General features: G+C 43.2%; 19 protein-coding genes and 1 other annotated feature. Of the genes, 11 read left to right on the top strand and 8 right to left on the bottom strand.

What is annotated here, in order from left to right:
- Positions 1-131 precede the first annotated feature (131 nt).
- On the top strand, positions 132-461 hold the full coding sequence (gene ytxJ / locus CD004_RS17280; protein ID WP_102263892.1) for a bacillithiol system redox-active protein YtxJ: 330 nt from the start codon (positions 132-134) through the stop codon (positions 459-461).
- A gap of 24 nt (positions 462-485) precedes the next feature.
- On the opposite strand, the gene CD004_RS17275 is transcribed toward ytxJ, so the two are convergent.
- Complete coding sequence (locus CD004_RS17275; protein ID WP_407657626.1) at positions 486-2,639, bottom strand: pilus assembly protein PilM; 2,154 nt, start codon at positions 2,637-2,639, stop codon at positions 486-488.
- A gap of 379 nt (positions 2,640-3,018) precedes the next feature.
- On the opposite strand from CD004_RS17275, the gene CD004_RS17270 reads away from it, so the two are divergent.
- Entirely contained in the window at positions 3,019-4,092 is a 1,074-nt protein-coding gene (locus tag CD004_RS17270) for a bifunctional 3-deoxy-7-phosphoheptulonate synthase/chorismate mutase (protein WP_102265149.1), read from the top strand.
- A 264-nt stretch (positions 4,093-4,356) separates the two neighbouring features.
- The gene (ccpA, locus tag CD004_RS17265; RefSeq protein WP_102263891.1) at positions 4,357-5,355 is read left to right on the top strand and encodes a catabolite control protein A; all 999 of its coding nucleotides are present in this window, start codon (positions 4,357-4,359) and stop codon (positions 5,353-5,355) included.
- A gap of 766 nt (positions 5,356-6,121) precedes the next feature.
- Here ccpA and CD004_RS17260 read toward each other — a convergent pair.
- Genes CD004_RS17260 through CD004_RS17250 form a run of 3 tightly spaced genes read right to left on the bottom strand, consistent with a single transcriptional unit; the run spans position 6,122 to position 8,602 of the window.
- Positions 6,122-7,294 carry an acetoin utilization protein AcuC gene (locus CD004_RS17260; RefSeq protein WP_102263890.1) on the bottom strand — a complete coding sequence of 391 codons (1,173 nt, stop codon included), beginning with the start codon at positions 7,292-7,294 and terminating at the stop codon, positions 6,122-6,124.
- The gene (locus CD004_RS17255) at positions 7,291-7,938 is read right to left on the bottom strand and encodes an acetoin utilization AcuB family protein (RefSeq protein WP_102263889.1); all 648 of its coding nucleotides are present in this window, start codon (positions 7,936-7,938) and stop codon (positions 7,291-7,293) included. Before CD004_RS17255 ends, CD004_RS17260 begins: the two co-directional genes overlap by 4 nt.
- A 31-nt stretch (positions 7,939-7,969) precedes the next feature.
- Positions 7,970-8,602: a GNAT family N-acetyltransferase gene (locus tag CD004_RS17250; protein WP_041965454.1), complete on the bottom strand. Its 633-nt coding sequence runs from the start codon at positions 8,600-8,602 to the stop codon at positions 7,970-7,972.
- 288 nt (positions 8,603-8,890) lie between these two features.
- Here CD004_RS17250 and acsA point away from each other — a divergent pair, with 288 nt between their 5' ends.
- On the top strand, positions 8,891-10,609 hold the full coding sequence (gene acsA, locus CD004_RS17245; protein ID WP_102263888.1) for an acetate--CoA ligase: 1,719 nt from the start codon (positions 8,891-8,893) through the stop codon (positions 10,607-10,609).
- A gap of 105 nt (positions 10,610-10,714) precedes the next feature.
- Here acsA and CD004_RS17240 read toward each other — a convergent pair whose 3' ends face one another.
- Entirely contained in the window at positions 10,715-13,624 is a 2,910-nt protein-coding gene (locus tag CD004_RS17240; RefSeq protein WP_102263887.1) for a transglycosylase domain-containing protein, read from the bottom strand.
- Positions 13,625-13,766: 142 nt separating this feature from the next.
- Positions 13,767-13,988, top strand: a binding site (T-box leader).
- Between the two features lie 72 nt (positions 13,989-14,060).
- On the opposite strand from CD004_RS17240, the gene tyrS reads away from it, so the two are divergent.
- Positions 14,061-15,320 (top strand): tyrosine--tRNA ligase, encoded by a 1,260-nt coding sequence (tyrS, locus tag CD004_RS17235; RefSeq protein ID WP_102263886.1) that lies wholly within the window; start codon positions 14,061-14,063, stop codon positions 15,318-15,320.
- A 275-nt stretch (positions 15,321-15,595) separates the two neighbouring features.
- On the opposite strand, the gene rpsD is transcribed toward tyrS, so the two are convergent.
- Positions 15,596-16,198, bottom strand: a complete 603-nt coding sequence (gene rpsD, locus CD004_RS17230) for a 30S ribosomal protein S4 (RefSeq protein WP_079510073.1) — start codon at positions 16,196-16,198, stop codon at positions 15,596-15,598.
- A 454-nt stretch (positions 16,199-16,652) separates the two neighbouring features.
- On the opposite strand from rpsD, the gene CD004_RS17225 reads away from it, so the two are divergent.
- Together CD004_RS17225 and megL are read left to right on the top strand one after the other, a co-directional pair.
- Positions 16,653-18,545: a sensor domain-containing diguanylate cyclase gene (locus tag CD004_RS17225; RefSeq protein ID WP_102263885.1), complete on the top strand. Its 1,893-nt coding sequence runs from the start codon at positions 16,653-16,655 to the stop codon at positions 18,543-18,545.
- Positions 18,546-18,929: 384 nt separating this feature from the next.
- Positions 18,930-20,141, top strand: coding sequence for a methionine gamma-lyase (megL, locus tag CD004_RS17220; RefSeq protein WP_102263884.1), 1,212 nt, complete (start codon positions 18,930-18,932; stop codon positions 20,139-20,141).
- Positions 20,142-20,197: 56 nt separating this feature from the next.
- Here the strand turns inward: megL and CD004_RS17215 are convergent, their stop codons facing one another.
- Positions 20,198-20,680: a GAF domain-containing protein gene (locus CD004_RS17215; protein ID WP_102263883.1), complete on the bottom strand. Its 483-nt coding sequence runs from the start codon at positions 20,678-20,680 to the stop codon at positions 20,198-20,200.
- Positions 20,681-20,833: 153 nt separating this feature from the next.
- Here CD004_RS17215 and refZ point away from each other — a divergent pair, with 153 nt between their 5' ends.
- Positions 20,834-21,469, top strand: a complete 636-nt coding sequence (refZ, locus tag CD004_RS17210; protein ID WP_102263882.1) for a forespore capture DNA-binding protein RefZ — start codon at positions 20,834-20,836, stop codon at positions 21,467-21,469.
- 25 nt (positions 21,470-21,494) lie between these two features.
- Here the strand turns inward: refZ and hisJ are convergent, their stop codons facing one another.
- The gene (gene hisJ, locus CD004_RS17205) at positions 21,495-22,295 is read right to left on the bottom strand and encodes a histidinol-phosphatase HisJ (RefSeq protein ID WP_170030001.1); all 801 of its coding nucleotides are present in this window, start codon (positions 22,293-22,295) and stop codon (positions 21,495-21,497) included.
- 193 nt (positions 22,296-22,488) lie between these two features.
- On the opposite strand from hisJ, the gene ezrA reads away from it, so the two are divergent.
- The 3 genes from ezrA (at position 22,489) to thiI (ending at position 26,685) form a co-directional block, all read left to right on the top strand.
- Positions 22,489-24,180 (top strand): septation ring formation regulator EzrA, encoded by a 1,692-nt coding sequence (gene ezrA / locus CD004_RS17200; protein WP_102263880.1) that lies wholly within the window; start codon positions 22,489-22,491, stop codon positions 24,178-24,180.
- 154 nt (positions 24,181-24,334) lie between these two features.
- Positions 24,335-25,480, top strand: coding sequence for a cysteine desulfurase family protein (locus tag CD004_RS17195; RefSeq protein ID WP_102263879.1), 1,146 nt, complete (start codon positions 24,335-24,337; stop codon positions 25,478-25,480).
- The gene (gene thiI, locus CD004_RS17190; RefSeq protein WP_102263878.1) at positions 25,477-26,685 is read left to right on the top strand and encodes a tRNA uracil 4-sulfurtransferase ThiI; all 1,209 of its coding nucleotides are present in this window, start codon (positions 25,477-25,479) and stop codon (positions 26,683-26,685) included. Before CD004_RS17195 ends, thiI begins: the two co-directional genes overlap by 4 nt.
- Positions 26,686-26,711 lie beyond the last annotated feature (26 nt).

Below are 26,711 nucleotides of genomic sequence, written 5' to 3'. Positions count from 1 at the left end.
CAATGAAACGGTGAAGTGGTAAGATAACTTCACCGTTTATTTTTTTATAAAAAAAGCCTGTGTTGAATCCGGAATTTAGTAGGGAAAACAACACTTTAACCGGTAATAGGCTTATAAAAGGAGAGAGTAGGATGAAAAAGATTGATTCAATCGAACAATTTGACCAACTTGTCGATTCTGGTGAAACATTCTTCATGCTGAAGCACAGCACGACCTGCCCAATCAGCGCTGCAGGATATGATGAATTCGCGAAGTTCGAAAACGCTGGCAATGCTAATCTATATTATCTAACAGTCCAGGATTCACGCGATCTATCCAATCATATTGCTGAGAAGTTCCATGTTAAACATGAATCGCCTCAGGCAATTTTATTTGTGAATTCAGACGTTGTATGGCATGCTTCGCATTTTAAAATCACCGAAAAATCATTGGCTGGAGCTAAAGAAGAAAATGTAAAGTAAAAAAAACATCCATGGGATGTTTTTTTACTTTTGGCCTATTGGACTTTCAAAGATAATATTAAGCTCATCACCGGGTGCAAGACGGTCGTCAAACGCTGCTTTTTCACCGTTTTTCAACAGCGTGAACCCGCGGCTGTCCTTTGGAATTTCAATCTGTGCAAAGTTGAATAAGTCCTGAAAAATAAAAGGCTCGACATCCTTTTGTTTTGAATATAGTTGGTCGCCGCTATGTATGCGTTCTTCCAACCTAAGCTTAATGCCCCCACGCGTGAATTCAATCACTTCTTGTTCCAGTTGGATTTGCTGGCCGTTGAAGAAGATCGGCATTGATTCAGTAACAGGTATCCCCAGTATTTCTACCAGGCATCTAAGTGTAGGTACCGTTCCTCTTTCAAAACGGATGTCATCAAGATGGTCAATTTTATTTTGCAATTTTGATGCTAAGCCATTTACATAAATTTTTCCTGTGAACTCTCTAATTTTGTGTTCAACACCGTCAATCTTTATAAAAAATGGGCGAGTATCATTGAGTAATTCTGCTAGTTTAAGCTCCTTCAGGACGTCATCGATAGTTTCGGCCATGTCAAAAACGATCTCGTCTCTATCCGCAACAGGTTGGGACATCGAAGCAGGAAGGCTATTGCAGGTCAAACCTGCGCTAACTTCGTACCTTTTATCATTGATAACGACGGTCTTGGAAGGAAGTTCACCGATCAAGTCACCAAGTGTTAGCTCAGGTCTGACTCCATCCTCTCCCTTTTGGACAATTAGTTCATCTCCTCCATCTACCTGATCATCGAATGAACAAGGAAAACCGTTTTTCAGCAATACAGGGTGCTGGCCATGTTTACCTGGTATGGTGACGTTTTTACCATTCATGCTGACAATCATGGCGAGCCCCGGCCTGCCGTAAAGCTTGTTCATTTTAATGCCGGCAGCCAGCAGACAGTCGCCAACGGTCAATTTGTTGACCTCGAACAGCCTAACCGGCTGACCGTTCACATGAACTGTATGATATTGGACAGGAGATTGCTTCGCTGCTATGGCAATTCCGATAGGCGTCACAAGTTCGGGGCCTTTGGTTATTTGGTCAGCAAATGATACCGAGTTGATTGCATCAAGTCCGCGGATGGCGACCCTGTTTTCAGGCAGGTTCAACTTGGCGGCAAGCCTCCTGGGCAGATCAGGTGTAAGGCTTCCACCTCCAACGAGCATCACTGCTTTAGGGGGCTTATGGCCGTTCAACCTCAGGATTTCCTCTCCGATTGTTTCTGCCAAACGGTCAATTGCAGGGGCGATACGTTCAACAGCTTCATCCTTGCTGACCACTGTTTCAAAGCCCAGTATGTCTGTGATTGAGATTGATTGATTTTCCAGCAGATCCCGCTTTGCTTTTTCAGCAAGAGGAAAGTCCAGTAAAAACTCATCGCTTACCGCCTCAGTAATTTCATCCCCCGCTACCGGGACCATTCCATAGGCAATGACTGTCCCTGAGTCAGTGAGAGCGATATCGGATGTCCCTGCGCCTATATCAACAAGGGCGACATTCAATCTTCTCATAGACGCAGGAATCAACACATTGATTGCAGCTATCGGTTCAAGAGTAAGAGCGTCCATTTCAAGACCAGCACGGTCTAAAGCAGATAGCAGTGATTCTACGACAACTTTTGGCAGGAAGGTCGCTATGATTTCCACAGATGCTTCATTTCCTCGCTGGTCAATCAGACTTCCGATTTCTTCTCCATCAAGCTGGTAATAAAGTACAGAGTATCCGACACAATAATAGTGATGTTCATTGTTTTTTTCACCAGCAACGGCAGCTTGTGCCAACTGGACTGCACTTAATTCAAGGTGGAGGATGTCCTGCTTTGAAAACATCGGCTTGCCGGAGATATCGACTACAGCTTTTGATTGTTCAGTTTTCAGAGCACGTCCAGCTGCAGCAACACAGACCTTGGTTAAGGGCCCATGGGTAACTTCCAGTGCCTCTCTAATTTCGGTGATGATTTCGGATACTGACAAAACATCATGGATTTGGCCATCCAGCATCGATCTTTCCTTGTGTTCACGGACAATGATGTCGACGGCTTCATAATGTCCATCAGATTCTTCCAGGATGATTCCCACAACAGATCTGGTTCCTATATCTAACGCAAATAGTTTATTATTCACATGCAATTCATGCACCCTCTAACTTAAGATCTCATACGATGCTTTATCACTTAAAAGCGTTTAATTATTAAAGAATTTTTTCGTGACAATCAATATTTTTTCAGATATAATTACCTTTATCATATTTACAGCTTGATTCATAGCACATTAGCTGCATTTTATTACATCTGGCTTCTATTCTATTATCGGCTTTGAAGTGACATTGCTTTAGGATCGGAGCCGCAGAAAGCTGATTTTATAAAAATTGCACCAACAGAAGTCCTGGTGCTATAAAAAAGATCAGATTATACGAATTTACAGCCTGCAGTTAAAGTAATGGGTGTCTCTTTGTTTGAAAAGTCTTAGGGTTATGACTAAAATGAATTCCGAAAGGACGGGACAGAAAATGAGTAAAAATCTTGACCAGCTTAGAAATCGTGTGGATGAATTGAATTTAGAGCTTTTATCATTGATTAATGAAAGAGCCCTGCTCGTCCAGGAAATTGGCCGTGCAAAAGAAACCCAGGGTGTCTACCGTTATGACCCTGTGCGCGAGAGAGAAATGCTTGATTTGATCAAGGAAAAAAATAACGGTCCTTTTGAGAATTCAACAATAGAACATATTTTCAAGGAAGTTTTCAAGGCGGGCCTGGAACTTCAATCAGATGACCACCGCAAAGCTCTTCTCGTTTCCAGGAAGAAGAAGCCTGAGGATACAATCATTGATATTAAGGGCTTAAAAATCGGCGATGGTACACCGGACTTTGTTTTCGGGCCATGTTCAGTTGAATCATATGAACAAGTGGCGACTGTGGCTGAAGCAGTTAAAGCGAAGGGCTTCAAGCTGCTGCGCGGTGGAGCTTTCAAGCCGCGGACTTCACCTTATGACTTCCAGGGTCTGGGGATAGAAGGACTTAAGATTTTAAAAAGAGTCGCAGATGAATACGACCTTGCTGTCATTAGTGAAATTGTCACACCTGCTGATATCGAAGTCGCTGTCGACTACCTTGATGTGATCCAAATCGGCGCCCGTAATATGCAAAACTTCGAACTCCTTAAAGCTGCAGGGGCCGTGAATAAACCAATTTTACTTAAGCGTGGACTTGCCGCCACTATCGAAGAGTTCATCAATGCAGCTGAATATATCATGGCACAGGGCAATGGCCAGATCATTCTGTGTGAACGCGGGATCCGGACATACGAAAGGGCTACACGGAATACACTTGATATCTCTGCAGTGCCAATTTTGAAAAAGGAAACACATCTTCCAGTTATGGTAGATGTCACACACTCTACAGGCAGGAGAGACCTGTTGCTGCCAGCCGCCAAAGCGGCACTTGCAATTGGGGCAGATGGAGTCATGGCAGAGGTTCATCCAGATCCTGCAGTAGCTTTATCCGACAATGCACAGCAGATGGATCTTAATCAGTTCGATGAGTTTTTAGAAGGATTAAAAAATACTCCGTTTGTGAGAGTATAAAGTTCTTGGAACCTTCCTTTCTAATAGGAAGGTTTTTTTATGGTATATTTTAGGGTAGCTTAAAAAGAAGTGATTTTAACAGAAATAGTGATAAAAATACATTAATTTAAGCTGTTCAGATTGCGGGATTGATAAGGATGTCGTATGATTAATAACATAATTATGCTTGTACATATAATCACAAACTTAAAATATGATTATTATGGCAATTTTTGCTGTACACTAACTGAAAAGCGCCGTTTATTACCTGAAGGAGTGAAATAGATGAATATTACAATATATGATGTTGCACGGGAAGCAAACGTTTCAATGGCAACGGTTTCACGTGTTGTTAACGGAAACCCGAATGTAAAGCCAGCTACAAGGAAGAAAGTCATGGAGGTCATTGACCGTCTGGGTTACCGCCCAAATGCTGTTGCCAGGGGATTGGCAAGCAAGAAGACGACGACTGTCGGCGTCATCATCCCTGATATTGCGAGCCCGTTCTTTGCTGAGCTGGCAAGAGGAATTGAAGATATCGCTACGATGTATAAATACAATATTATCTTGAGCAACTCAGACCAAAATATTGAAAAAGAACTCCATTTGTTAAATACAATGCTTGGCAAACAAGTAGACGGAATTGTTTTCATGGGCGGCAATATTAAAGCCGAGCATGTTGAGGAATTCAAGAAGTCACCAGTACCAATCGTCCTTGCTGGTTCAATTGAGGAAACAGGAGAAATACCATCAGTCAATATTGATTATGAACAGGCTACATTCGATGCTGTTTCTACTTTTGTAGAAAAAGGACACAAGCAAATCGCATTCATTATTGGACCACAACTGGAGCCAATCAACAAGGATAAAAAGCTTGAAGGTTATAAGCGCGCATTAAAAGATGCCGGAATCGAATATAACGAAGAGCTTGTTGTTGAAGGGGATTATACGTATGATTCAGGTCTCGAGGCTATTGAAAGAATCCTTGAGCTTGATACGAAGCCAACAGCAATCCTGGTAGGATCGGATGAAATGGCACTTGGCGTAATCCATGGTGCATTTGACCGCGGATACAGCGTACCCGAAGATTTTGAAGTAATCGCTTCGGACAACACAAGACTCACTCTTATGGTACGTCCGCAGCTTACTACAATTGTCCAGCCTTTATACGATATCGGTGCAGTTGCAATGCGCTTATTGACGAAATATATGAACAAAGAAAACGTGGATGAGAATATCGTTGTCCTGCCGCACAGAATTGAGAACAGAAAATCTACGAAATAATTGAGAAGCCCCTTGCAGCTGCGAGGGGTTTTTTATTTATTTGGGGCATCGATCGTTATTAAGGGTAGCCGAATCTTTGCCCGACCTGGTGTCACTTCAGACAAAATCAGAAGGAGAAGTTGTAACTTTGTCCGAAGTCGGTGTCACTTCAGACAAAATCAGAAGGAGAAGTTGTAACTTTGTCCGAAGTCGTTGTCACTTCAGACAAAATCAGGGTGTAGTCTCGTAACTTTGTCCGAACCTGATGTCACTTCGGACAAAACCAGGAGGAGAAGTTGTAACTTTGTCCGAACCTGGTGACACTTCAGACAAAACCAGGAGGAGAAGTCGTAACTTTGTCCGAACTTGATGTTACTTCGGACAAAATCAGGGGGGAGTCTTGTAACTTTGTCCGAAGTGGTTGTCACTTCAGACAAAATCAGGAGGAGAAGTCATAATTTTGTCCGAACCTGGTGTCACTTCAGACAAAATCAGGAGGAGAAGTCGTAACTTTGTCCGAACTTGATGTTACTTCGGACAAAATCAGGGGGGAGTCTTGTAACTTTGTCCGAAGTGGTTGTCACTTCAGACAAAATCAGGAGGAGAAGTCATAATTTTGTCCGAAGTGGTTGTCACTTCAGACAAAATCAGGAGGCGAAGTCATAACTTTGTCCGAACCTGGTGTCACTTCAGACAAAAATCAGGAAAGTTTACGAAAAGAACCTCTACTAAACAAACAAAAAAAACCGGGACATCAACATATTCTCCCGGTTACCGAACATTAAATTTATACAGTTTCTGATTTTTTATTGGACCTGATTGGATACAAGGCTTTCTCCACTGTCTGGGCATTCTTTTCAGTGATTTCCGGTTTGCGCGGGATGGGCGGATATAAATCTTTAGGATCGTCCCACTCCTGTGGCAATTCTACCGGTGCTTGATCCTTCCATTCATCTATCCACTCCTGCGGCAAGCTGCCATAACAGTTTGAGTTTTCAATCATTTCAAGCCAGATCAGGGACCACGCTCTTGGCACAACGCGCCAAATATCGTAGCCTCCGCCGCCAACAGCTATCCATTTGCCGCCGCAATATTTATGGGCAACTTCATGTGCCAGCTTTGGGATTTCACGATAAATTTTCATCGTAGACGATAAATGCGTCAATGGGTCAAGATAATGAGCATCTGCTCCATTTTGCGTAAGAATCACATCTGGTTTAAAGAACTCGGCAACTTCTGTCAGGGCACTCTTATAGGCATCGAGCCATGATTCATCCTCTGTAAATGCATCGACAGGGATATTGAAAGAATATCCATAGCCCTTGCCCTGGCCGCGCTCATTCACATTGCCAGTACCCGGGAAAAGATAGCGTCCTGTTTCATGGATTGATAGAGTACATACATTGGGATCATCGTAAAATGACCATTGTACGCCATCTCCGTGGTGGGCATCGGTATCGACATATAGTACGCGGGCATTGTATTTTTCCTGCAGGTATTTGATCGCTACTGAACTATCATTATAAATGCAGAAGCCCGACGCTTTTCCCCTGAAGCCATGATGCAGACCGCCACCGAGATTCAGTGCGTGGTTTGCCTTACCGTTCATGACATAATCGACTGCTGTCAAGGTGCCCCCAACAAGCAAAGCACTCGCTTCATGCATATTTGCAAAAATCGGTGTGTCTTCCGTTCCCAGTCCATATCCTTCCGCGGATTCACCCTTAAGCTTTCCCTGGCCAGCAAGCTTAACAGCGTTTACAAAATTGGGGTCATGAACGAGGTGAAGTTCCTCATCCGATGCCATCCGAGGCGCAACAATATGTTCCTCATCAATTGCACCAATTTTACGGAGCAAATCCAGCGTAAGTTTCAACCTCATCTGGTTGAAAGGATGATGGCTGCTGAATCGGTAATTCAGCAGCTCTTCGGAAAAGACGAATACAGAGCGGTCGCTCATGATGAAACTCCCGGAAGGTTCGGCCAGAGTACATGATGTCCGGCCTTTTTCAAGTCCTCGATCACAGCGATTGGATTCATCGTCTGGATTCTTACGACGAGGATTTTAAAACGTTCATCCTTTTGGTCAGGGTATACAAGTACGCTCTGGATATTGGCTTTCCTCATACTGATAACAGATGCAATTTCACAAAGCATTCCTGCTTTATTTGGCACCTTAACTTCAATTTGCGAGCCTGGCTGATGTGCGCCAGTAAGCTCAACGAGTGTATGCAGAAGATCTGTCTCAGTGACTATGCCTACCAGCTTTTTATCCTTGGTGATTGGAAGGCAGCTGATATTATGTTCATAAAAAATGGCCGAAATTTCCTCGACAAAATCTAGAGGGTGCCCAGTGATCACATTAGTCGTCATAATCGATTTGACCGGATTCTCGAGTTCACCCTTATGCTCATCCCAATGAAACACAGAAGGGGCGGCATCCTTGATGTCCCTGTCGGATACCAGTCCGATCACACTGTTGTCCTTATTCACTATTGGGATATGGCGAATCTTCTTATCCGCCATTAGCTTGATTGCATCCGCAATTGTATTTTCAGGAAATAGTGTTGTGACATCCTTTTTCATAATTTCCTCGACGATCATGGTTCCTTCCTCCTTGAATGATGAGGTATCATCAATACATAAAACGGTTCATAAACCGCAGTTGGTCAAACTGCTGGATTGATTCAGGTGCGATTCTCTTGCCGATTCGCGCCATCAAACAGTTTGCTGGATGGGAGCTGATTTCCGGATCATCTGTCGCGTACCAGGTTAGACCGCCAGCATTCATCATTTTTTCCATGACTTTGCGATACTCCCAAACATTCAAGCCAGTTCCTTTTAGGTCCCAATGCCAGTAGTATTCAGTCGTGATAATGATATAATCTTCCATCGCGTCATCCATCATGGAAACCATCAGCAAATTCTTGCCGACTCGGCTGCCGCGGAATTCAGGAATGACCTCGATTGCACCAAGTTCTATTAAATCTTCCATTTTTCCTTCTGACCATCTTTCAAGCGGGTCTGGATACAAGTAAGTAACATATCCCACAATCATATGGCCTGAGCGCGCTACGATGATACGTCCCTCCGGCAGGCCGGCAATCTCTACCAATGCCTTGTGCTGCTGGGCAGGGGGACGGAACGCCACTAAATCTTCATGGAATTCATAGCTTGCAAGTTTTTCAGGAGAAATCGGGCCTTCAATGATTAAACGGCCATGAGGAGTTTTCAATTCTTTTGCGTTATAAGTCTTTTTATGTTCCATTCAGTCACCACCCGTCAACAATTCAAACGATAATTCTATTATACATAAAATCTAACAGATAAAAGCGCTTTCACAAAATTTTCTGTATTTAAATATGAATTTTTTCGAAAAGAAAATCCACAAAATTATCGGTATGCTCCGCCTTAAAATGGTGTGTGCTTGTAATAATTCCTTAACCCATGAAAATTTTAAATCACAATATATATTCTACTAATATTTTAAAAATTGAGAAAATCGAATTTTTATACTATAATGTATTTTAAATATAAATCCAAGGGGGATGGATACATGAAAGTGGAAGCGCTACCAGTTACACAAGGGGATCATAACTTGAAAAATTATCAAGAGCTTCATGGGCACTTTGATTGGAGCGAAGCGGAGAAAGAGTTTTCCTGGTCTGAAACAGGCAGGGTCAATATGGCATATGAAGCAATTGATCGCCATGCAGAAGGATTCAGGAAAAATAAAATTGCGCTTTATTATCAGGATGGGGTGCGCAAGGAAAAATATACTTTTAAAGAGATGAAGGAGCTTTCAAATAAAGCTGGTAATGTCTTTAAAACTTATGCTGATGTTGAAAAAGGGGACCGCGTGTTTATCTTCATGCCTCGTTCTCCAGAACTGTATTTTGCTGTTCTCGGGGCAGTCAAGCTAGGCGCGATTGTAGGTCCATTATTTGAAGCATTCATGGAAGGTGCTGTCCGTGACAGACTGGAGGACAGTGGGGCGAAGGTATTGGTGACGACACCTGAGCTTCTTGAGCGTGTTCCTGTCGATGAGCTTCCTGATTTGAAGCATATTCTCCTTGTTGGCGACAATATCGAGGAAAACGACAAGTATGTTGATTTCAACCAAAAATTGGCTGAGGCAAGCAAGAAGCTTGCTATCGAATGGGTTGACCGCACAGATGGCCTGATCTTACATTACACTTCGGGTTCAACTGGAAAACCTAAAGGCGTTCTCCATGTCCATAATGCGATGATCCAGCATTATCAGACAGCCAAATGGGTACTAGACCTTAAAGAAGAAGATGTGTACTGGTGCACAGCGGATCCAGGATGGGTAACAGGAACATCATATGGAATCTTTGGCCCATGGCTTGCGGGAACATCCAATGTAATCATCGGCGGACGCTTTAATCCAGAAACATGGTATAAAATGATTGAAGAATACGGAGTGACTGTCTGGTACAGTGCCCCTACAGCATTCAGGATGCTGATGGGAGCGGGCGATGAGGTAGTGAAGAAGTTCGACCTTAGCTGCCTGCGCCATATCCTGAGCGTCGGTGAGCCGCTGAACCCGGAAGTTGTAAGATGGGGAATGAAGGTATTCAACCTGCGCATCCATGATACCTGGTGGATGACTGAGACAGGAGCACAATTGATCTGTAACTATCCAAGCATGGAAATCAAGCCTGGATCAATGGGTAAACCAATCCCAGGTGTGAAGGCTGCGATTGTTGATGACCAGGGCAACGAATTGCCGCCATACAGAATGGGCAATTTAGCAATCCAAAAAGGCTGGCCATCGATGATGCATACAATCTGGAACAATCCTCAGAAGTATGATTCTTACTTCATGCCAGGTGACTGGTACGTTTCCGGTGACTCAGCGTATATGGATGAAGATGGCTACTTCTGGTTCCAGGGACGAATTGATGATGTCATCATGACTTCCGGTGAGCGTGTTGGACCATTTGAAGTGGAAAGCAAGCTGGTTGAACACCCTGCAGTTGCTGAAGCTGGTGTCATTGGCAAACCAGACCCAGTTCGCGGCGAAATCATCAAAGCATTCATCGCATTGCGTGACGGTTATGAGCAGTCTGACGAACTAATCGAAGAGATTCGCCAATTCGTTAAAAGAGGCCTTGCTGCACATGCTGCACCAAGAGAAATCGAATTCCGCGATAAACTTCCGAAGACACGAAGCGGTAAGATTATGCGCCGTGTATTGAAGGCTTGGGAACTTGACCTCCCAACTGGCGATTTGTCTACAATGGAAGATTAATAGAACTTTTCAAAGAGTGTGAAACCTGGTTTCACGCTCTTTTTGCGTTTGGATAAACAAAACACCGCATCCAGATCGGACGCGGTGTCATTTTTTGCTTAATTGCTAATTTCCATCGCCATTGCCGTTTCCTTCACCGTCACCGTCACCATCACCATCTCCAGGCGGTGGTTCAGGAGGATCTTTTGGTTTAGGATCAGTTGGAGGAGGGTCTTTCGGTTTTGGATCCTTCGGTTTGTCTTCCTTTGGAGGATCCTTAGGCTCTGGCTTTTTGCCAATTTCAATAATATTGGATGGAGCGGATTCTTTTCCGGCAATATCGACTGCAGTAACATAGAATGAACCGTCTCCTGCATTGAAACTCAAGGCTTCTCCCGCTTTGATGCTGCCGACTTTCTTCTTGTTGTTATAGACTCGATAGCCGACAATATCATTTTCAGGGTGCTTGCCCCATGTGATTGTTTTACCGGAAAGCTTGATACCCAGTGCTGCTGGGTTCTTTCCATTTTCGCTTAACTTATCGTCCGCAACAAGAATCTTGTTCCATGCATCCTTTTTAGGAATAAGCTGCTGAGGATCCCTGATTTTATGGCCGATAATGCTTTCCATGTATTCTGGGTTCAGGATTACTCCAGTATCCGTGAACTCGGATGGTGTTGAATCAAGTGCGATATAGCGCTTATCACCAACGGTTACGAATTTGTTCTCGACAAGGCTGTCATCAACCTTTGATGGAGCATACTTTGCAATAAAGTAATCTGATTCAACAAGTCCTGCTTTAGAGCAAGCACTTGAAGGCAACAAACCTGAAACTGCACAATAAGATCTCTTGACGATTCCGCCAGGCATCTTGAAGCGCTCTTCTGGATCGACTAGCTTAGGAGCAACGTCATAGGCGTCGTTCATTAAGTCTGCCCAGATGTATTGGGTCCGGACTCCATAGGTAAGTCCATTATATTTTCTTTCCAATGGTTTAGGTGTGTCATATCCGAGCCAGACTCCGAAAGAGACATTCGGATTGGTTGCCACAAACCAAGAATCGATGTACTCATGACCAGTCCCTGTTTTGCCGGCCCAATCAGAACCGAACTTCAACCTGCCTTTTACAGCAGTTGCAGTACCCCTGTTAATAACGTCACGCATCATATCAATCGTTAAATACGATGTCTGTGGACTGAACACATCTACTGGTTCGGATTTATGCTGGAATACGACTTCACCATTTTTGTCGACTATCTTCTCGATCATATAAGCATCAATGAACTTTCCGCCATTAGCAAATGTACCAAATGCGTTGGTGTTTTCTTCGACTGTGACACCGCCGCGAAGGGAACCAATAGCAGTCGATAAATTAGTATAGTCATGAGGCTGCAGATTGGAGAAGCCCATCTTATCCAGGAAATTAGCAGGTCTTTGCCCGATAATGCTCTTATAAGCCAGTACAGCTGGGACATTATAAGATTTAGTCAAAGCATGTCTCGCAGAGGTCAAACCACTGTACTTCATGTCATAGTTGTTTGGCCAAGGTTTGCTTTTTCCATACAAAAATACCTGGACGTCTGGCAGAACAGAACCCGGGTGTAATTTGCCCAGCTCCATTGCTGGGGCATAAACTAGCAGCGGCTTCATTGTTGAACCGTTCTGCCTAGGAGCTCTAGTAGCATGGTTCGTCTGTTCACGCTTGAAATTGCGGCCGCCGACAAAACTGATGATTTTACCAGTTTTGTTCTCAATCAGTGTGGCACCGATTTCAACTGGCTCTTTGACTATGGTTGTTTTATTTGGATCATCTGGATCTGGAACTTCCTGAGGTTTATCACTACCATAGTAAGGGTACTTCTTTGCTGTTATCTGCATCTTTTCATAAATCTCTTTATTGATGGTCGTATAAATCTTATAACCATTTTGGCGAAGGTCCCTGTCAGCGAGAGCTTGGTATTCCGCCATCAATTTATCGTCTTTTTTCAAGTCTTCTAATTCATAGCCATCTCGCTCAGCAAGTATCTTAGCCAGGATTTCTACCGAACGGGCCTCGATTTCAAACGTCAAGAAAGGATATTCCTCAACAGTATTATCACTAGGAACTTCTTTTACAAAGTCTTTAGTGATATCATAGTTGATCGCTTCCTTGAACTCTTCATCGGAAATGAAGCCTGCACCATGCATTCTTGTAATGACCGTCTTGTACCTGGACATGCCTGGTTCTAGTCCTGCCGGGTCCTTTAGCTTGCCGTGGTCGCTGCTGAATGGCGTATAGCCGAATGGGCTCTGTGGAAGACCTGCGATAAAAGCGGCCTGAGGCAATGTCAGGTCCTTTGCATCTTTTCCGAAGATTCCTTTCGCTGCAGCCTGTACACCGGCAATGTTGCTGCCGTTCGCGTTACGACCGAACGTAGCGACATTCAAATAGGCTTCAAGGATTTCTTTTTTATCAAAAAACTTCTCAAGACGAAGCGCAAGCAGAATCTCTTTTGCTTTACGTTCGAATGAAATTTCATTCGTCAGGATTTGGTTCTTGATGAGCTGTTGCGTAAGTGTACTCCCCCCGGAAGATGTTGCCGAGTTTGTGACTTCCTGGAAAAGTGCACGCATGATTGCTTTTGGAACGACGCCATCATGCTCGTAAAAATACTCATCTTCTGTTGCGACTACTGCATTCACCAAATGCTTCGACATATCGTCAAGCTTTACTTCCTCACGGTATAAATCCGTCCGGAGCTTGCCAAGATAAACATCGTTATCAAAATATAAATCCGATGTTTCCTCGTAGTTGTAAATATCTTTCCTCATATTTTCATAAGGTCGGATTTGTTCATCTTTGACAAGGGATGCAAAATACCCTGCACCTGCTCCTCCGGCAAATCCAGCACCGAGGACAAGCACAATGATCAATAACAACAGCATGTTCCAGACAACCGAATAAGTAATCCTGGCTCCTTTTACGGTCTTTTTATTCGTAAAAAAAGCACCAAAGGATTTAAGCTTCTCTTTCCAAGCCTGTTTTCCTTCATGCATTCATATCATTCCCCCTAAAATCACATACATTATAGCATAAACAGGCTGTCGAATAGATGTTAAAGTGAATTTTTCTGAAAATTTATGTCGAATTTGACAACATATATCGCTTTATGGTAAAAATGCTTTATTAACTTTATAGTAAAAAGCTGTGAAGGGAATGAGTAGTGCTTCTGTCAATGTTCCAGAAAGCCGGCGGCCGCTGTGAGCCGGTACAAACAGAAGGATGAATTACCTCCCCGAGCGCCGCAGTGAACTGAGTATATAGTAGCCGCGGCCGGTTTAACCGTTATTTTATTGAGTGGAAGACATTTTTTTATGTTGTTTTCAAGCCGGGTGGTACCGCGCATACAGCGCCCCTGCATTTATTGCAGGGGCATTTTTTATTTCGCAAAAATCCGGTTACGAAATATATTTCCGAATGGAGGAAGAAAAGATGGAATTACTAAAAGACCTCGAATGGCGCGGGATTATTTACCAGCAAACAGATGAAGAGGGAATGAAGGACCTGCTTTCGAAGGAGAAAATTTCTTTATACTGTGGTGTCGATCCAACTGCAGACAGCATGCACATTGGACACCTTCTTCCTTTCCTGACTCTGCGCCGTTTCCAGAATGCTGGGCATCGTCCAATCGTCCTTGTCGGTGGAGCGACCGGCTTGATTGGCGACCCAAGCGGCAAGAGTGAGGAACGTAAACTGCAGACACTTGAACAAGTTCAACTGAATGTAGACGGCATCAGGAAGCAGCTTGAGCAAATTTTCAGCGTTGAAGGCGAAAATGGAGCGATGATGGTCAATAACTATGACTGGGCAGGGTCCATGGATGTCGTTACATTCCTGCGCGACTTTGGAAAGCATGTTGGCGTGAATTACATGCTGGCAAAAGATACAATCGCTTCAAGACTTGAAACAGGTATTTCTTTTACAGAATTCACTTACACAATCCTGCAGGCAATGGATTTCTACCACTTATACGAAAAGCACGACTGCAAGCTCCAGATTGGCGGCAGCGACCAGTGGGGCAATATTACGACAGGTCTCGAACTGATCCGTAAAATGTCTGCAGAAGGCTCAAAAGCTTTCGGCCTGACAATCCCGCTTGTCACGAAGGCAGATGGAACGAAATTCGGAAAGTCAGAAAGTGGTGCTGTATGGCTTGACCCGGAAAAAACGTCACCGTACGAGTTCTACCAGTTCTGGATCAACACAGCTGATGCCGATGTTGTGAAATACTTGAAGTTCTTTACTTTCCTAGAAAAAGAAGAAATTGAAGCGCTGGAAAAAGCGGTTGAGGAAGAGCCACATCTTCGCAAGGCTCAAAAAGCTCTTGCTGAAGAAATGACACGCATGATCCATGGTGAAGAATCCCTTCAGCAGGCAATCAGGATCTCAGCGGCACTTTTCAGCGGAGATATCAAGAACCTTAGCGCTGATGAAATCAAACAAGGCTTCAAGGATGTTCCTTCTTTTACAGTAGAAGGGGAGGAAGAGCAAGGATTAGTCGACCTGCTGGTTGCAGCGAAAATCTCGCCATCCAAGCGTCAGGCCCGTGAAGATGTTACAAACGGTGCAGTCTCCCTGAATGGAGAGCGCGTCACCGACACTGCATATGTCCTTAGCGATGCAGATAAGATCGAAGGCCAGTTCACGATCGTCCGCCGTGGTAAAAAGAAGTACTTTATGATTAAATACTAGAGATCTTTTCGCAAACGTTGTTGCTTTTTGCATATTATTGAAGAAAACAGCCTTCCTGGATACCAGGAGGCTGTTTTTTAGTGAGTTCGCCTTTTATAATTCTTTTTATTCGCAAAAATGGAGGGTTTATTCGCTAGATATATGCTTTTATTCGCAAAAAAAGAAATTTATTCGCAAAAACCACTAGTTTATTCGCAAACGGTGTATTTTTACACTTTTTCTGTGTCAAAACAAAAACCCCAGCCAAAACGGCCGGGGTTTTATTAAGCACTCTATTAACGAGAGTAGAATTCAACGATAAGAGCTTCGTTGATTTCAGCTGGAAGTTCAGAACGCTCAGGCATACGAGTGAATGTTCCTTCTAGCTTGTCTGCGTCGAAAGTCAAGAAGTCTGGTACGAAGTTGTTAACTTCGATTGCTTCTTTAACTACATCAAGGTTGCGAGACTTTTCACGAAGTGTGATTGTTTGTCCTGGAGCTACGCGGTAAGATGGGATATCTACGCGTGCGCCATCAACCATGATGTGGCCGTGGTTTACTAACTGGCGAGCTGCACGACGAGTGCGAGCAAGACCAAGACGGTAAACAACGTTGTCAAGACGAGCTTCAAGAAGAATCATGAAGTTTTCGCCGTGCTTACCAGGCATTTTGCCTGCTTTGTCGAACAAGTTACGGAACTGGCGCTCAGTAACTCCGTACATGTGGCGAAGCTTTTGCTTCTCTTGTAATTGCAATCCGTATTCGGAAAGCTTTTTACGCTGGTTAGGACCATGAGGACCTGGTGCGTAAGGGCGTTTTTCTAATTCTTTACCTGTACCGCTTAGTGAAATTCCAAGACGGCGGGATAGTTTCCAGCTTGGGCCGGTATAACGAGCCATGAATGACTCCTCCTTAGTTTTTATTTTGTAAAATAAAAACAGATTGTGATTGAACATTTATGGGTATTTTGTTTTCATGTACCTTCGCCCTAGCAGCAGCGGGTTACGAGATACACCATCAAACAAAGTTTGAGGAACAAAATACATACATAATGTAGACCACATAGGCTGCGATATTTTACACAAAGAGTATTATATAATTTATGATGCTATAAAGTCAAGGTCATAATTTATTTAAAGTGTTTTAATATGCCAACTAACCCTAAAAAGTTTGTCTTTTTATGTCATACTATTTTACTAGGTCTATGTTATAATGAATAGTAATTGCTATATTTTTCAAATATTTGGATATTACCTTGCCGCGTGATGAATCATTTTAGTTAATTCAGGCTGCTGCCTGTCCAAACAGCTACTTACAAATCGCTGTTAAGTGATTTTAAAACAGGTGATATATATGGAAGAATTATTGGAACGCGAGATTATATTAGAACTGAAAAGCCGATTTTTTGATTTGATCAGTACTGGCAGATTATCTTTTTCTTTCTTAGAAGTTCTCTCGCAAATGATGGTTATTTTAAAAGAACTCCTGCAAGTTGATGAAATTGACTTCTACGGCTGCCAGGAATGGAAACAGGGAATGCACCTGCAGGCTACAACACGTTTATCAACAAATGACAGTGTGGTTGGTACTTTTCCTGATTGTCTGGTAAGTGAATTGACTGAGAAACCCTATTCTTTCATTAAATATCCAGAATCTATGCCTCAGTACGAACTGTTGCTTGTATTGGCCGGTAATGAAAAACCAAAGGGTTTGTTCGGCTTTCAATTCAGCGGTGGTTCACTGTCCCGGTTATCAGACCGGTTCTTTAATAGGCTTTCTTATGAGTGCAATCTATTCATTGAGAAGGCGCGTAGCCTGGCGTATACAATGGAAGAAGAAAAAAGATATAAGCAATTATTCAGGGTGACGAAGAAATTCCATTCGACTATGGATATGGATGCCGTGCTTGGTGAAATCATATCCACCCTAAGGGAAGTATATCCTTCTTTTACCTACTACCTGCTTTTGTCCCATGACCACAAGGGATATGGAGGATTGCCGGTTAAAGACCTTGAATACGATAGCGATAACCTGACTGCTATGCAGTCATATGTAAGCGGGCAAATCCAATTCGAGGACTCTGTTGTTGAAAAAAATTCCATCATGTACGCACCTTTAAAAGGAAAACAGGGTGTTTATGGAGTTTTGCAGGTCATTGCGCCGAACTCACTTGTTTTTCCGCAAAATGAGGTGGAGTTCATCAAGTTGCTAGCCAATACCGCGGGCAGTGCGTTGGAAAACGCCAAGCTTTATGAACAGTCCAGGAAATTGATTGCCGATTTGCAGTTGATCAATGAAACATCGCATCAATTGAATACAAGCCTTCGTCTAACGGATACCATGAAGTTTATCTGCGGGCAAATCATCAAATCCTTTAATGCTCAGGAAGTCGGTTTCATCATGCTTGATGAAGACCACGATGATTACTCAGTCCTGCAAGGCAGCACAAGCTTTTTCTTTTCAAAGGATGCTTCCAGCTATATAATGAGGATCGCCAAACGAATCAAGCAGGAAATGGAACCATTATTCATCGGAGATATCTCCTTTGATAGTGATGACTCCTCTTTACACTTCCACTCGATTATGGGTGTCCCGATGATCCAGAGCGGGGAATTAAAGGGTTTTGCACTTGTCATGCATGAGGAGCCGTATCACTTTGCGTTTGACACATTCAAGCTGCTGCAGTCTCTTATCCACCATTCAACATTGGCTTTTACCAATTCAATGCTGCGTGAAGAGCTGGAGAAAATGGTTGTTACGGATCATTTGACGAAGCTGTATTCTCGTGGGTATTTGGATGACAAAATGAATCTTTCCATGCTTGAAGATCAACAGGGAACCTTTATTTTGATTGATATTGATAATTTTAAAAGCGTTAATGATCAGTATGGCCATCAGGTGGGAGACGAGGTCCTCATCCAGCTGGCCCGCCAGATTGCGCAGAATATCCGCGGGACTGACATTGGTGCCAGATGGGGCGGGGAGGAACTGGCGATTTATTTGCCAGGGGCTCCTCTCGATACTGGTGTCATGATTGCGAACAGACTAGTAGAAAAAGTAGAAAAAAATACGAACCCGAATGTCACGGTTTCATGCGGGGTATCCACATGGATCAGAGGACAGGAAGACACGACCAAGACCGTGTTCAAAAGGGCGGACCAGGCTCTTTATAAAGCAAAGGGCTCAGGAAAAAATAAAGTAGTCGTACAGAATGAAGACCAGTCTTGCTTTAGTGATAAAGTATAATTATACTTTGAGCAATATCCGGGCTGGCCAAAGAGCTTACACATTTCTTAAAAGCACTCAGAAACGAGTGCTTTTTCTTTGTTTACCAGGAAATCAAAAAATTATTTAGTGCGGATAACTACATGTATTTTCTTAATCCAGCTCCAGCGCCTAGCCCCTCGAGTCGCTTCGGTCCGCCCAATGAAGTCAAAGAACGACTTCACCGGTCGGCCCTCCAGCGCTTGTCGGGGCTGAACGAGGCGCTTGCGCTTTTTGTTCATTTAACAGACCACAGGACTTTTTAAGGGGGTGTGAGAGAAATTACTTTCAATAAGGGGGTAAATATCATATCCTGATTATGGGGGTAAATTGTAAGCGTTTACAGAACATATAGGAGGAATCGTAATGGGAGATAGAAAATTCGAAACAGAAGTTATCCATTCTGGATATAAATCGGACGAATTCAGGGGAAGCCTTGCGCCGCCATTATTTCAAACTAGTACGTTCACTTTCGATACTGCTGAACAGGGTGAAAGACGCTTTGCCGGAGAAGAGGAAGGGTTCATTTATTCACGTCTTGGAAACCCTACAGTTGCTATGCTTGAAGAGCGGATGGCAACGATTGAAAAAGGGGAAAAAGCCCTTGCGTTTGGTTCAGGGATGGCTGCTGTTTCTGCGATATTAGTAGCGCTGACACGCTCAGGCGACCACATCCTTTGCTCGCAGGGAGTGTATGGATGTACGTTCGGACTGCTGCAGCTTATGAAAGAAAAATATGATATTAACCATGATTTTTCGATGATGTCGACGAGAGAAGAAGTATTGGCTGCCATTACCCCAGAGACAAGAGTCATCTACATCGAAACGCCGATCAACCCAACAATGAGACTGGTTGACCTGGAAATGGTCGCGGATGTTGCGAAGGAAAAAGGGATTCCAGTAGTTGTTGATAATACTTTCAGTTCGCCATATCTCCAGAATCCGCTCGAACTTGGCTGTGATTTCGTCATCCACAGCGCAACGAAGTATATTTGCGGACATGGTGATGTCATTGCCGGAGTAGCAGTGGGGCCAAAGGAGATCATGACTAAAATATCGATGACAACGCAAAAAGACATTGGCGGCGTGATTTCACCATTTGATGCATGGTTATTGCTTAGGGGTTTGAAAACATTGCCGGTAAGGATGGACCGTCATTGTCATAATGCTGAAAAATTAGCAGCGTATCTTTCTGATCATCCTGCAGTCGAAGAAGTCATTTTCCCTGGTGACCCTAAACATCCTGATTACGCAATTGCGAAAAAGCAGATGCGTAAGCCGGGCGGCCTGATTTCCTTTAACATTAAAGGAGGCCAAAAAGAAGCGCAGGCATTCATCAATAAATTAAAGCTCATTAAAATAGCTGTAAGTCTTGGTGACGCAGAAACATTGATCCAGCACCCTGCGACAATGACTCATGCTGTAGTCCCAAAAGAAGCAAGAGAAAATATGGGGATCAAAGACAACATGCTCCGATTGTCAGTTGGATTGGAAGCGTGGGAAGATTTAAGGGATGACCTTGAAGCAGCATTCGAAGCTGTCAGGAAAGAAAGCACTATGGAGACAGGCTCGATTTAAGAGAATCCTCCATTTCAGTTAGAAACCCTCCCGGAACACGGGAGGGTTTCTCTATGTTAGCGAATATACTGTACAAGTACAGAAACAAATTCTTCGAGTTTTTGCTGGTCCAGCTCATCAAAGCGATTTTTTTCGGGCGAATCAATGTCAAGCACGCCGATGACCTGACCGTCCTTGACCATCGGAACGACGATTTCCGATTGTGATGCGGCATCGCATGCGATGTGGCCCGGGAAGGCATGGACATCTTCAACTCTTACTGTTTGCTTCTTGGATGCGGCAGTTCCGCAAACTCCTTTGCCGAGCGGGATTCTTACACAGGCTGGAAGTCCTTGGAATGGTCCGAGGACCAGCTCGCCATCTTCCATCAGGTAAAAGCCGACCCAGTTGACGCGATCGAGAAATTGGTTCAATAAAGCAGAAGCGTTGCTGAAGTTCGCAATCGCATTCTTTTCATCCTCTATCAAAGCTTTAAGCTGCTTTATCAATAAATCGTAATTTTTTTCACGGCTGTCGCTGTATGTTTCGACTTTAAACACAGTTTTTCCCCCTCATTCTTGAAGTTTTAATCTACATTGTATCAAAAATCGGCGAAATAATGGAGACTTTGTCGAGCTTTTTATAAAGGAAATTTAAATGATTTCCAGAAAGGTAAACAGTAAGGTTAATTGCGGAAAGTGAGGGGCGGAGCAATGAGAAAAAATTCAAAAGCTGCGATTATTGATGCGGCCATCTACTTATTCAATACGAAGGGGTTCAATGGAACATCAGTAAGGGATATTGCGGCAAGGGCAGACGTAAATGCAGCTAATATCTCATACTACTTCCGGAATAAAAATGGACTCCTCGAAAATTGTTTTACCGTTTTTTTTGAAAGCTATCTTGAAGAATTGGAAAAGGGCTTTTCGTTATTGGAGTGCGGTGCTGAGATTTGCCTGAAGGCTATGGTTGACAATGTATTGAGATACCAGTGCCAAAACAGTCAATTGACAAGGTTTATTTTAAGAGAGATGACAATAGACTCGCAAGTTGTCAGGGAAATTATGTCCACCTACCATGTAAAAGAACGCTATATGTTTAAAAAGGTTCTTGAGGCTGGTATGGGGAACGGAGAATTTAAAAAGCACTCCATCCAGTTCAGCATTTTACAATTAAAAGGGCTGCTGTCGATGCCGTTCTTGAATACCCATTATGTGACGGAGGTTCTGCATGTGCAGCCTCATGAAAAGTACTTTGCAGACAAGTACAGCCATGAGATTTCACAATGGATTAAAGGAACTCTTTGTACAGGCCATCAAATGCAAGAGAAGATGTTGATCAACATATAGGAAACCGGTAAAGATGCCGGTTTCCTTATTTTTGTATTAATATCATACTGTCTAGTCCCTGTCCTAGCTCCTTCGCCTGGTGTGCATCAGAACCGTAAACTAGTCTGATCCCATGCTTTAAGGCTTCGTTGACTACCCATTCTGGAGGATATGGTTCACGGCATAAAGGTTTTGCAGTACCAGCTCCGTTATAATCCAGCTCATAGCCCTGCATCGAAACATTCTCCAGTATTTCAATGATCTCTTCAGTAAACTCATTCTGGATTGGGAATTTTAAGCGGAATTTATTGGCAAGGGTAATATGCCCGATCCTTTTTGGCTTGAATGGCCCGAGATCAGCAAGAATGGATTTCAATACAGTTTGGTAGTAATGACGATGCACATTTTCCACGGAACCGTATGCTTCTGCTATCTCCCCAAAGTTGTCCGGACTGTAATCAAGACAATCATATTTTCCGGAAGGGTTTTTCAAAAAATGAACTGATAGAATGGCGTCATCGAGACGAGGACCGAATTTGTTGAGGAAATTGGCAGTCTGAACCTCGTATCCTTCGATAAAATCAACCTCAAAACCAGTATTGATTTTTATTTTCCCTCTGAACTTTTCTTTGGCTTCTTCAATCGTTTGAAAATATCGATCCAATTCTTCATAACGCATCGCGCTGTCCTTCAGTGGTGTAGGATCTATGAATCCTTCCGGTAGAGGGGCGTGCTCAGCGAATGTGATTTCTGTATAGCCAAGCTCCAGGGCTCTCTCGACGTAATCTTCTATCGTATCTTTAGTGCCATGCGGGCAAAAAGATGTGTGGACATGGCCATCCTTCATAATTTTAGGCCTCCTTTTATATAAGATTTCAAGTTAAATCGGCTTAATTCGGATAATTTCAACAAAAAATATGAATTTAATAGTCAAAAATTGTCGTTTACATGGTAATATAAATACATTATACACGCATTTATAAATTCATTTTATATAGAAGGATTCAGAACTTGGAATTTGTGAGGCCAGGGGGATAACAATGGAGTACATAATCGGCGGAATAGCTATATTGATAATTCTTTTTTTAATCGGATATTTTATGAAACGGAAGTATTACAGTGAGGTCGACCGGTATGAGTCATGGAAAATCGATATCATGAACCGGCCGGTACTGGATGAAATGTCAAAGGTAAAACAGCTGAACATGACAGGCCAGACAGAGGAGCTTTTCGAGCGCTGGCGCCAGGAATGGGATGAACTTGTTACGTCCAAGCTGCCAGGGATCGAAGATTATTTGTTCGATGCTGAGGAGTACATTGACAAATACAGATTCAAAAAGGCTAAGGAATCCCTTGCCGTCATTGATCGCAAGCTGACGGAAACAGAGGATAAGATTAAAAAAATACTCGGTGAGTTGAATGAACTTGTCGGAAGCGAAGAGAAAAACCGTGAAGAAATCGATGGCCTGAAAGAGCAATACAGGGATAATAAGAAAAACCTTCTGTCACACCGCCACAGCTTTGGAAGTGCTGAGGCTAGTCTCGAAGCTTTGCTTGAAAACATCCAGGCAAAATTCATCGAGTTTGATGAAAAGACGGATAATGGGAATTACCTTGAAGCAAGGGAGACCGTGTTGTCCATCCAGGCATTGCTTGAACAGGTATCCAGCAAGATGGAATCCATTCCAGCGCTACTGCATGATTGCCAGTCGGTCATTCCTGCCCAAGTCAGCGAACTGAAGGACGGAGTCAGGGAGATGGCTGCACAGGGGTATGTACTTGACCATCTGAACGCAGAAAAAGAGGTTGAGGAAATCGTAAAGGAATTGACCGAATATCGGGCTTCCCTGGAAAAGGGCGATGTTGAAATCGCTGAACAGGGCATTCAGGGGTTAAAGGAACGTGTTGAGAAGTTATTCGATCTCCTTGAAGCTGAGGTTCTGGCTAAACAATACATTACGAAGACAGAACACGAGGCAAAAGAAACCCTCGTAAAAGCAATAACAGAAAGCAAGACGTTGAAAGAAGAGACAAAGCATATCCAGGAGAGCTATCATCTGAATGATAAAGAGTTGTCGGCACAAACGAATGTAGAACAACAGCTCAAAGGCTTGCTTAAGCGATTTGAATTAATCGATCACAGAATTACTGAAAATGATACAGCACAAAGCCTGATAAAGGTGGAGCTTGAAGAAGCGAAGCAGCAGCTTGATGCACTTGTTGAAGAGCAAAAAGTATTGATGGAAAAGTTGAGTGCCCTAAGGAAGGATGAAATGGCGGCCAGGGATAAAGTATGGGATCTGTCGAAAAAGATTTCCGAACTGATCCGTATTGTCTCCAAAAGCAATATGCCTGGTTTGTCACAGGAATACAAATACCTTCTTGGAGATGCAAATGAAAGCATTAAACAAGTCAATGAAAAGCTTGAGGAGAAGCCGCTGGATATTCCTGTTGTCCAACAGTATTTAGAAATCGCTGTGCTGACGGTTGAAAAGCTTGAAGCATCGACTGAAGAAATCGTCGAGACAGTCATGCTGGCTGAGCGAGTCATTCAATATGGCAACAGATACCGCAGCCGATATCCTTCGGTTGACCGGGGACTCCGGGAAGCAGAAGAGTATTTCCGGAATTACGATTATCGCGATGCACTTGAACAGGCGGCAACTTCAATTGAAGAAGTAGATCCTGGTGCCCTGAAGAGAATCGAGCAAATGTTAGCTGAAAAAGAGTGATGAAAAACGTGGGTCTCCGTCATGGAGACCTGTTTTTTTGGGAGATGCATGCTTCCGGGCATACTATTAATATCAATTGCGATTATTTTTCATTGATAACTTCTTATGATAAGATTTCTAGTTAGCATAAATGTATTGAACAAGGGGGGATACGATGATTTACTTAGACAACAGTGCCACAACTAAACCCTATAAAGAAGTATTGGACTCATTTTTAAAAGTCTCAGAGGATTTTTTCGGAAATCCTTCATCACTTCATAAAATCGGTGGGCAGGCAGAGAAGCTGCTTCAGCAGGCGCGTTCTCAGGTTGCCAGGCTGCTGAATGTAAAAGAAACGGAAATCCTGTTCACTTCCGGAGGGACGGAAAGCAATAATCTTGCTATAAAAGGAATTGCGATGGCCCACCGCGAAAGAGGCAGGCATATCATAACCACAAGCATTGAACATGCTTCCATCCACAATGCGATGGTACAGCTTGAATCACTCGGATATGAAATAACATATATAAAGCCTGATGCAGATGGCTTTATCAGCGCGGATTCGATCGAAAAAGAAATGCGTGATGATACCATTCTTGTGTCTGTGATTCATGTAAATAATGAAGTCGGCACGATTCAGCCTATAAAGGAAATTGGAAAACTTCTAAAAAAGTATCCAAAAGCATTCTTACATGTTGACTATGTTCAGGGAGTCGGTAAGGTACCATTGAACTTTTACGAAGCCGGGATCCATTTGGCCACCATCTCGGGGCATAAATTCCATGGCCTGAAAGGGACAGGCGCATTGTTCATAAAAGAAGGTGTCACCTTGTCTCCATTATTCTCCGGCGGAAATCAGGAATGGAAGCAGCGGAGCGGAACCGAAAATGTAGCCGGCATGGTTGCGATGGCAAAGGCATTAAGGCTGACGGTTGAACAAAGGACAGAAAAGCTGAATCAAATGGTGGAGGCTATGGAAATATTAAGAAGTGGTATAAACCAAATCAAGGAAATCACCATTCACACGCCAATGGATAATCGTGCGCCCCACATATTGAACTTTTCCATCAAGGGTTTGAAGGCAGAAACATTTGTACATGCGCTGGAAGAAAAAAATATATATGTATCAACCACAAGCGCCTGCTCTTCAAAAAAGAAGGCTGCAAGCAAGACTTTGCTGGCAATGGGAGTGTCACAAGAGGAAGCGGAAAGCGCAATCAGGGTCAGCCTGACATACAGCAATACAGCAGAAGAAGCAGAGATAGCAGCAAAGGCAATAGCTGAGACAGTAAAACATTTAAGCGAGGTAGTAAAGAAATGATGTATGACCGTATTTTGGTTCGTTATGGAGAAATATCGACTAAAGGAAGAAACAGGAATAAATTCATTGATCGACTTAGAAAAAATATTAAAAGAGCTTTAAGGGACTATCCGAATGCAGCCATCAAGGCAGAACGGGATCGCATGTTCATCCTTCTTAATGGTGAAGAAAGTGACGGAATTGTAGAGAAGTTGAAAGAAATATTCGGGATTCAATCCTTCAGCCCGGCTGTAAAAGTTGAAAAGGATCTCGATAAAATGAAAGATGCTGCACTTGAACTTTTCAGGAAGATTCATAAGCCGGGCCAGACTTTTAAAATCACTGCTAAACGTTCGGACAAGACATTTGAATTGGATACAAACGGGATCAATTCGGAGTTCGGCGGCCATATTTTAAGGAATGTTGATGACTTGAAAGTGGACGTCCGCAACCCTGATATAAATCTTCAGATCGAAATTAGAAAAGAAGCTGCCTATATTTCGGCAGAAACAATAAAAGGTGCTGGCGGACTCCCTGCTGCCTCTGCGGGCAAAGGAATGCTGATGCTTTCCGGGGGAATTGACAGTCCTGTAGCAGGATATCTTTCTATGAAGAGAGGCCTCGAGGTTGAAGGCGTCCATTTCTTCAGTCCACCATTTACAAGTGAGAGAGCAAAACAAAAGGTTATTGATCTTTCGGAAAAACTTGCAGAGGTAAACGGGCATTTCGCACTTCATATTGTGCCGTTCACTGAGATCCAGCAGGCAATCCACAAGCAAATACCGGAAAACTATACGATGACAACGACAAGGAGAATTATGCTCCGCATAACGGACGCCATCAGGGAAAAACAGGGCGGCCTTGCAATCATCACTGGTGAAAGTCTTGGGCAGGTAGCAAGCCAGACGCTTGAAAGCATGTATGCGATCAATGAAGTGACTACTACACCAATCATCAGACCTTTGATTACAATGGACAAACTTCAAATCATGGATATTGCTCATGATATTGATACTCATGACATATCAATCCGACCATATGAGGATTGCTGTACGGTCTTTGTTCCTTCTTCACCGAAAACTAAGCCAAAGCTCGATAAGGTTCAAAACTTTGAAAGCTTCTTCGACTTTGAGGAATTGATTCAAAAAGCCGTCGAAGGAACTGAGCGTATGGTTCTCAAACCGGCTTCGGAACGAAAAGATGATTCAATGGATGACCTATTTTAAATTATGATGAATTTGTGAACAATTAC

This window comes from Mesobacillus jeotgali (assembly GCF_002874535.1).
Lineage (GTDB): Bacteria > Bacillota > Bacilli > Bacillales > Cytobacillaceae > Mesobacillus > Mesobacillus jeotgali.
This window is presented reverse-complemented; position numbering and strand designations above follow the sequence as displayed.

Bases quoted from the DNA above. Each gene is read 5' to 3' on its own strand.
- ytxJ (WP_102263892.1), top strand. From the start codon at position 132: ATGAAAAAGATTGATTCAATCGAACAATTTGACCAACTTGTCGATTCT.
- CD004_RS17270 (WP_102265149.1), top strand. From the start codon at position 3,019: ATGAGTAAAAATCTTGACCAGCTTAGAAATCGTGTGGATGAATTGAAT.
- ccpA (WP_102263891.1), top strand. From the start codon at position 4,357: ATGAATATTACAATATATGATGTTGCACGGGAAGCAAACGTTTCAATG.
- CD004_RS17260 (WP_102263890.1), bottom strand. From the start codon at position 7,294: ATGAGCGACCGCTCTGTATTCGTCTTTTCCGAAGAGCTGCTGAATTAC.
- CD004_RS17255 (WP_102263889.1), bottom strand. From the start codon at position 7,938: ATGATCGTCGAGGAAATTATGAAAAAGGATGTCACAACACTATTTCCT.
- CD004_RS17250 (WP_041965454.1), bottom strand. From the start codon at position 8,602: ATGGAACATAAAAAGACTTATAACGCAAAAGAATTGAAAACTCCTCAT.
- acsA (WP_102263888.1), top strand. From the start codon at position 8,891: ATGAAAGTGGAAGCGCTACCAGTTACACAAGGGGATCATAACTTGAAA.
- CD004_RS17240 (WP_102263887.1), bottom strand. From the start codon at position 13,624: ATGCATGAAGGAAAACAGGCTTGGAAAGAGAAGCTTAAATCCTTTGGT.
- tyrS (WP_102263886.1), top strand. From the start codon at position 14,061: ATGGAATTACTAAAAGACCTCGAATGGCGCGGGATTATTTACCAGCAA.
- rpsD (WP_079510073.1), bottom strand. From the start codon at position 16,198: ATGGCTCGTTATACCGGCCCAAGCTGGAAACTATCCCGCCGTCTTGGA.
- CD004_RS17225 (WP_102263885.1), top strand. From the start codon at position 16,653: ATGGAAGAATTATTGGAACGCGAGATTATATTAGAACTGAAAAGCCGA.
- megL (WP_102263884.1), top strand. From the start codon at position 18,930: ATGGGAGATAGAAAATTCGAAACAGAAGTTATCCATTCTGGATATAAA.
- refZ (WP_102263882.1), top strand. From the start codon at position 20,834: ATGAGAAAAAATTCAAAAGCTGCGATTATTGATGCGGCCATCTACTTA.
- hisJ (WP_170030001.1), bottom strand. From the start codon at position 22,295: ATGAAGGATGGCCATGTCCACACATCTTTTTGCCCGCATGGCACTAAA.
- ezrA (WP_102263880.1), top strand. From the start codon at position 22,489: ATGGAGTACATAATCGGCGGAATAGCTATATTGATAATTCTTTTTTTA.
- CD004_RS17195 (WP_102263879.1), top strand. From the start codon at position 24,335: ATGATTTACTTAGACAACAGTGCCACAACTAAACCCTATAAAGAAGTA.
- thiI (WP_102263878.1), top strand. From the start codon at position 25,477: ATGATGTATGACCGTATTTTGGTTCGTTATGGAGAAATATCGACTAAA.